Raw genomic sequence first — 6,327 nt, 5'->3', positions numbered from 1 at the left:
GAGACCGGACGCTCGAACGAAGGGGATTACTCCCCATTAACCCGCTTAAGCCAATTCCGGAGTGGATCGTTCGATTCCGGAAAAGGCGGAAAAGGGGACTGAATTATTTTCTGAGAAATAAATCAGTCCCATTTTTTGATTAGAATCCGTTTTCTGAAAATAAACTCGTCCCCTTTTCCGCATTAGGTTTTTCCATGTTTAACAGAAGCGATTTTGACAAACTCTCCGGGGAAGGAATGACTTATTGGAACGCGTGCGATCGTTGTCGCGGTCTCTATTACGTCACCTATCCAGCAGTCGCCTTTGAATACCCCGATTCTGAAGAGACCATTCGCATAACTCGCGCGCCCAAACAGCAAGGCGAGAACGGATTGAAATTCTGGCTTCATGCGGAATGTGTAGCTTGGCATCCCGATAGAGAAAGCTACTTCCTGGGCTACGTTTCTGACGCCAAGTTTGAGGAAATCTCGGAAGCTGTTTTCAATCAAATGGTCGCGGATCAGGCGCGGGATTTGATTGCTCCCCTCAAACAGCCGCTGCATGAGCCGAACGGCTTCATCGGAGCGTTGTTGATGTATTCAATGAAGACGGAGTTCATCGTTTCACTGTTCGCGGAGTATGAAGAGGAGTACATCCATTTTTATTGGAACACGACATCTTGAGCTGCAGCCAAGGGCCGAAAGCGGATTAAGTCGAACCCCAGACTGTTGCCGAGAAGCGGCCGTTACGAATGGCACGCTGATAGCTAGCGGCTACCTATCTCAACAGGTAAGCCATTGCTTCCAGGTGGATGGGACAGCGCGCCGTATGGATTGATTTTTTGTACATCCGCCTACAAGCGTTCCGATAAAGCTATGACAGATAAGTGACGGACCAAAGTGGGAAGTTAAGGTCGATCGCCCGCTCTTGGGTCACGCTCTACCCATTTCCTCGTACGAAGCATCGACGAACATGATGTGCTCATCCCAAGCAGCTTCAGTTACATCCCGGACTATTTCAGCAAGAGTATCAACATCCACTCCCTGAGCTTCGATGCAGGCCAGACGTCCGGGGGACCAGTCGATGACAGAGCACTGTGGATACTTCCCTAGCAGTGCGGACAGAGCCTTCTGAGGCGGCTCTTTGCAGGTGTACATGAAATCAAAGTACGGGGCGCTGGTGTCCTGAAGCGAGTAGACCAGCGCCCAAGCATTCGATGGACCGGAAAAGTACATCGTGACGTAACGATGTGCCCATTCTGGCCCGCCATGTTTGATGAGGCGAAGTACTTCGACGATCGAATGACAATCGGGGATTCGGATCATGCGATCAGGGTCAAACGTCCGGCCAATCAAAGGTTGGGCTACTACTTTACTGAGCAGAAATGCAGTCATTCTTGCTTTTTTATTCATCGTATTGTCTCGTGTTCGAATGTCCGCTTCTGGCCGAAAGCCGCCACTCAAAGAGGCAGCGACAGCAAAAAGGAGACTGATGTATTTATCATAGAATCAGTCCCTTTTTACTTGGATTTTTATTTTGGCAGTGGCCCACATGCTTCAATAACGTAGCCATCAGTACGGCCATCGATAGCGCCATCTGCCCCGATATATACGTCAGTGTTGGGCCATTTCGGTTTGACCCGGATGCAGTGCGATTTCCCTCCGTTGTTCCAATCAAACTCCATAAAAAACTGACTATTCGGGAAGATGTGGCCAGCCCCTCCAGTGGCTTCACCTGGGTAAATCTCGCCTTTCGAAATGTCGTGTTGAATATTCAAAATGTACCCGAGTCGCCCCTGTCCCTTGTCAGAGAAGTGGAAGCTCACTTGTGGTGTGGCGACATACCAAAAGACGATGGGGGCGAGTAGTAGCGCCATCACCCAGCGCCAGAAATGCCGTTTCGGTTTATTTGCAGACGTGGTCACGTGTGCCGTTTCCCCATTTTTCTGTCCCCATTTTTCTGCTGATGAGCGTCTGCTTCTGGCCGAATGCAGCCTCTCAAAAGAGGCAGCATTCGGCTGAGGCGATTCAGCCCATGAGGCGCCTTACTACCAGCAGTCCTCAGCAACCGATCAAACCTTCACCTCAACATTATCCAGCGCCTGATTCACCGCCAATTCCCCCAACATCACCACCTGCGCAATGCCCAGCGCAGTCTTGCGGTGGGCGGGGTCCAGCACGGCAGCAAAGTTGTGGAGCATTTCCCCAGCCGACCCCAGTGATTCACTGGCGTTAGCAAGCAGCGATTCAGTGTCGTAGGCCGTATTGGCGATGAACATTGGGTCGTGTTTGTGGTGGCTGCCCATGATGCGTTGCTTGGGACTCAGGTAATGATCGAGGGCGCGTTCGGCGGCTTCGTTGAGGGTTTTGGAATCAGGGAATTGATAGGGCGAAACTGGATCGGTTTCTGGGGGATTCGGTGTTGGTTTGATCATGAGTGAAACTCCAATGCTATTTAAAGGAGCTTTCACCCTCTCGCTACCAAACGGAGGGTGGCGGCCATACGAAGGTTGGTAGACCGGGCATTGGAACCGGCGCTTCCGAGGAAGCCCTGCGCATGGCCACCGTCAAAACAACCCACTGGGAGGGGTTGTGTCGGGGTGACGCAATGCGTCAATGCTGCGGGTCTACCAAACCCGATCACTGTTTCGCAGTGACCGGCCAACGATAGAACCCGAGCCCAAGACGCACAAGCCGGCGGATTCTGGCGTAGTCGTAGGCAATGGCGCAAGCTGCTGTAGCCTTTAGGGAGTAACGTTTAGTGTCTTTAAACGCCATCGCAAAATCCGATTAAACACGCCAGCTGATTAACCTCTAGCCGATCGAATCTTCCCGAGTTCCCCGCCTGACTCTCATCACTGCTCAAGCATCAAACTCCGCCAAACGATCATCGGCTTTTCTACCGGCGCGACTATTGGCTGCATCTGCTCCGGTGCGTCGCAAGGTGGCTCTTCCTCCGATGCAGGCGCTGGACTCTGATGCTCCGCACCATCCACGTTATCTACTGACATTCTTCGCAATGCACTTATCTCAGTGTCACGGTGACTTTGCCCTTCGATCTGCCTTGCTCAACGTACCGCAACGCCTCCGCCGTCGATTCAAAAGGGAAGGAGCGATCAATAACCGGTTTGATAACTCCAGCCTCGATCAGCGCAGTGATTTTTTGCAGCTGTTTCCTATCAGCCCGCATAAATAAAAACGCATAACTCACCCCGCGCTTGCGGGCCTTCCTGCGAATGCCGCTGCTCAGCAACCGCATGACTTGCCCCAACACCCAAGACAATCCTTGTTCTCGGGCAAATTGCGCAGTCGGTGGCCCTGATAGGGAAATCAGCTTTCCACCAGGCTTGATGACGTTGACCGATTTCGCCAGTACATCGCCGCCGAGGCTGTTCAGCACCACGTCGAAGTCGCGCAGTTCGTTGGCAAAATCCTGCCGTTTGTAATCGACAACCACATCCGCCCCGAGTGCTTTCACCCACTCGACATTCGCCGTACTGGTGGTGGTCGCAACGAAGGCGCCGAGGTGTTTCGCTAGCTGGATGGCAAGCGTGCCGACGCCGCCAGACCCAGCATGGATCAACACCTTCTGACCCTTTTTCACCTGAGCGATTTCAACCAGCGCCTGCCACGCGGTTAACGCGGCCAAGGGGATGGACGCCGCTTCGGCCATGTCGAGATTCGCGGGTTTCAGCGCGAGCGCGTTTTCATCCACGGCGATCAGTTCAGCAAACGTCCCGATCCGCGTCTCGGGAGGTCGGCCATAGACGTGGTCGCCCGGCTTGAATTGCGTCACCGCCGAACCTGTGCGCACGACCACGCCGGCGAGGTCATTGCCCAATACCAGTGGAAATTTGTAGGGCAGAATCAGTTTGAATTCGCCGGTGCTGATCTTCGAATCCAACGGGTTGACGCTGCTTGCATGCACCTCGACCAGAACGTCATGTTCACCGACAGCCGGGTCGGGCACTTCGCCGATCATGCCGTTGTGCTTGCCGTAGCGCTCGATAAAAAACGCCTTCATGGTTCAGACTCGAGTCAAATAACGTTGCGCCACGGCCGACTGGCGGATCTGCGTCAACAGGCCCTGACGCGCGTTTTGCAGGGCATCCCAGCGCTCGCCTTCGTGCAGCGGGGGGATGGTCACTGGTTCGCGACGGTCGAATCCCACCAGCGCGGCATCGACCAGATCACCGACTTCCATGATTTCGCTCAAGGTATTGATGTCGATCCCGGCGCGATCCCAAATCTCGGTGCGGGTGGCGGCGGGCAGTACGGCTTGCACGTAGACACCTTGAGGCGACAGTTCCAGGCTCAGGCCTTGGGACAGGAACAGCACAAACGCCTTGGTCGCTCCGTAGACAGTCATACCGAACTCAGGTGCCAGACCCACCACTGAACCGATGTTGATGATCGCGCCGTCACCCGCTTTGGCCAGACGCGGGGCGATGGCGCTGGCGAGCCGCACCAGCGCGGTGGTGTTGAGGGCCACCAGTTGCGCGACGCTGTCGGTGCTTTGATCGATGAAGTTGCCGGACTGGGCGGCACCGGCGTTATTGACGAGGATGCCGATGCGCGCGTCATCACGCAGACGCGCTTCGACGGTGTGCAGGTCGCTGAGTCGCGTCAGGTCGGCCGCAAGCACTTCAATGGCGACGTTGTGTTCGCCACGCAGTTTCTCGGCGAGGGCTTCCAGGCGCGATTGGTTGCGGGCGACCAGCACCAGATCATGCCCGCGCTGGGCGAAACGCTCGGCGTAAACCGCGCCGATGCCAGTGGAGGCGCCAGTGATGAGAACGGTAGGGCGGTTAGTCATGATGTCGGCTCTTTTCGCAAACGAGGATTGGGATTGATGGGCGAGCGGGACGTCGAAACCGGATCGCTTGAGTTTAGGATGATGACCGAAATCTAAACTGTCAACGGTTTTGATTACGGTCAACATCTATGTATTATCAGGCGATGAATTTCCTGCGGTAGCGAGGTATCGAACATGCGAGTGTCCAAGGTTCAGGCCCAGGCAAACCGCGAGCACATCGTCGAAACGGCTTCAGTGGTGTTTCGCGAACGCGGTTTTGACGGCGTCGGCGTGGCCGATCTGATGGCCGCCGCCGGTTTCACTCACGGTGGTTTTTACAAACATTTCGGTTCGAAGGCTGACCTGATGGCCGAAGCCTCGGCCAACAGTCTGGCGCAGTCGCTGGCCAGTGCCGAAGCAATGAGCGTGCAGGACTTCATCGACGTCTATGTATCCAGAGATCATCGCGACGGGCGCGCCACGGGTTGCACCATGGCGGCGTTGTGCGGTGACGCGGCGCGTCAGTCGGGTGATTTGAAATCGGCCTTCGCCGAAGGCATCGAGCGCACGTTGCAAACGCTCGGCGATAAATACCCGACCGGGCCGGACGCTGCGCCGGATGAGGCGCGGGTGAAAATGATCGACCTGCTGGCGCGCGCAGTGGGCGCGATCATGCTATCGCGCGCCTGTCCTGACGACTCGGTGCTGGCCGATGAAATTCTGGCGGTGTGTCATGCGCAGATGAGCGAATCGCTGGCGGGTCAGTCAGAAGGAATCTAAAGGGAGAAATCCGTGACCACACGCCGACTCACCATTGATGGCCTCACAGTGAATATTTCAATCTGCGGCCAGGGCTCACCGCTACTGTTGCTCAATGGTTTGGGTGGCTTGATGCGTACCTTCGATCCGCTGCGTGAGGAACTTGGGGACTACACGACCATCACCCTGGACGTGCCCGGAGTCGGCAAATCGCAAATGCCCCGTTGGCCAATGCGTCTGCCGCGCCATGCCGATTTGATCGCTGAGATGCTCAAGCAATTGGGAATCGACCAGATCGACGTGTTCGGCGTGAGTTGGGGCGGTGCATTGGCGCAAGAGTTCGCCCTGCGTTATCCGCGCAGGGTGCGCCGGCTGATCCTCGCGGCGACTTCAGCAGGCCCGGCGATGCTGGTGAAGCCTGCCGACATCCTGGATTTTTTTAGCTCAAGCAAAAACGCCAACCTGCGCAAGCAAGAAGGCTCGCGCAATTCGATACAGACGCTGCTGCGCTTGGGTGTGGCGAAGCGCATGCTAACGACGAACCCGCGCAGCTATTTGTACCAACTCGCGGCTCTGGTCGGCTGGACCAGCCTGCTCAGGCTTTTCCGTCTGCGCCAGCGCACGCTGATCCTCACCGGCGACCGCGACACCCTGGTTCTGCCGTACAACGCGCATATCCTGCGCCGCAGCATTCGCCGTGCTGAACTCCAGGTCATAGAGGGCGAGGGGCATTTTTTCGTGGTCACGAGCGCCAAGCGGACTGCCGAAGCAATCCGCGAATTTCTCAGCAAGTGA

General features: G+C 56.0%; 8 protein-coding genes. 3 read left to right on the top strand and 5 right to left on the bottom strand.

All coding sequences use genetic code 11. From position 1 onward, the window contains the following. The first annotated feature begins 194 nt into the window (after positions 1-194). On the top strand, positions 195-662 hold the full coding sequence (locus ACOI8A_RS25985) for a hypothetical protein (protein WP_420657879.1): 468 nt from the start codon (positions 195-197) through the stop codon (positions 660-662). A gap of 249 nt (positions 663-911) precedes the next feature. Here ACOI8A_RS25985 and ACOI8A_RS25980 read toward each other — a convergent pair whose 3' ends face one another. The 5 genes from ACOI8A_RS25980 to ACOI8A_RS25960 all read right to left on the bottom strand — a co-directional run bounded on the left by ACOI8A_RS25980 (position 912) and on the right by ACOI8A_RS25960 (position 4,794). Continuing rightward, positions 912-1,391, bottom strand: coding sequence for a hypothetical protein (locus ACOI8A_RS25980; protein WP_420657878.1), 480 nt, complete (start codon positions 1,389-1,391; stop codon positions 912-914). A gap of 119 nt (positions 1,392-1,510) precedes the next feature. Further along, positions 1,511-1,903: a hypothetical protein gene (locus ACOI8A_RS25975; protein ID WP_420651472.1), complete on the bottom strand. Its 393-nt coding sequence runs from the start codon at positions 1,901-1,903 to the stop codon at positions 1,511-1,513. A gap of 147 nt (positions 1,904-2,050) precedes the next feature. Next, positions 2,051-2,413 (bottom strand): DUF6124 family protein, encoded by a 363-nt coding sequence (locus ACOI8A_RS25970; RefSeq protein WP_420650226.1) that lies wholly within the window; start codon positions 2,411-2,413, stop codon positions 2,051-2,053. Between the two features lie 590 nt (positions 2,414-3,003). After that, positions 3,004-4,002: an NADP-dependent oxidoreductase gene (locus ACOI8A_RS25965; RefSeq protein ID WP_420650227.1), complete on the bottom strand. Its 999-nt coding sequence runs from the start codon at positions 4,000-4,002 to the stop codon at positions 3,004-3,006. A 3-nt stretch (positions 4,003-4,005) separates the two neighbouring features. Next, positions 4,006-4,794 carry an SDR family NAD(P)-dependent oxidoreductase gene (locus ACOI8A_RS25960; protein ID WP_420650228.1) on the bottom strand — a complete coding sequence of 263 codons (789 nt, stop codon included), beginning with the start codon at positions 4,792-4,794 and terminating at the stop codon, positions 4,006-4,008. A 174-nt stretch (positions 4,795-4,968) separates the two neighbouring features. On the opposite strand from ACOI8A_RS25960, the gene ACOI8A_RS25955 reads away from it, so the two are divergent. Together ACOI8A_RS25955 and ACOI8A_RS25950 are read left to right on the top strand one after the other, a co-directional pair. Further along, entirely contained in the window at positions 4,969-5,553 is a 585-nt protein-coding gene (locus ACOI8A_RS25955; protein WP_420650229.1) for a TetR/AcrR family transcriptional regulator, read from the top strand. A 12-nt stretch (positions 5,554-5,565) separates the two neighbouring features. After that, on the top strand, positions 5,566-6,327 hold the full coding sequence (locus ACOI8A_RS25950; RefSeq protein ID WP_420657876.1) for an alpha/beta fold hydrolase: 762 nt from the start codon (positions 5,566-5,568) through the stop codon (positions 6,325-6,327).

The sequence above is a fragment of the Pseudomonas sp. P4795 genome, from assembly GCF_048822895.1.
GTDB lineage: Bacteria > Pseudomonadota > Gammaproteobacteria > Pseudomonadales > Pseudomonadaceae > Aquipseudomonas.
Note: the sequence above shows the minus strand (reverse complement) of the source record. Positions and strands in the feature narration are given on the sequence as shown.

Coding starts and splice junctions, on each gene's coding strand:
- ACOI8A_RS25985 (WP_420657879.1), top strand. CDS start 195: ATGTTTAACAGAAGCGATTTTGACAAACTCTCCGGGGAAGGAATGACT.
- ACOI8A_RS25980 (WP_420657878.1), bottom strand. CDS start 1,391: ATGAATAAAAAAGCAAGAATGACTGCATTTCTGCTCAGTAAAGTAGTA.
- ACOI8A_RS25970 (WP_420650226.1), bottom strand. CDS start 2,413: ATGATCAAACCAACACCGAATCCCCCAGAAACCGATCCAGTTTCGCCC.
- ACOI8A_RS25965 (WP_420650227.1), bottom strand. CDS start 4,002: ATGAAGGCGTTTTTTATCGAGCGCTACGGCAAGCACAACGGCATGATC.
- ACOI8A_RS25960 (WP_420650228.1), bottom strand. CDS start 4,794: ATGACTAACCGCCCTACCGTTCTCATCACTGGCGCCTCCACTGGCATC.
- ACOI8A_RS25955 (WP_420650229.1), top strand. CDS start 4,969: ATGCGAGTGTCCAAGGTTCAGGCCCAGGCAAACCGCGAGCACATCGTC.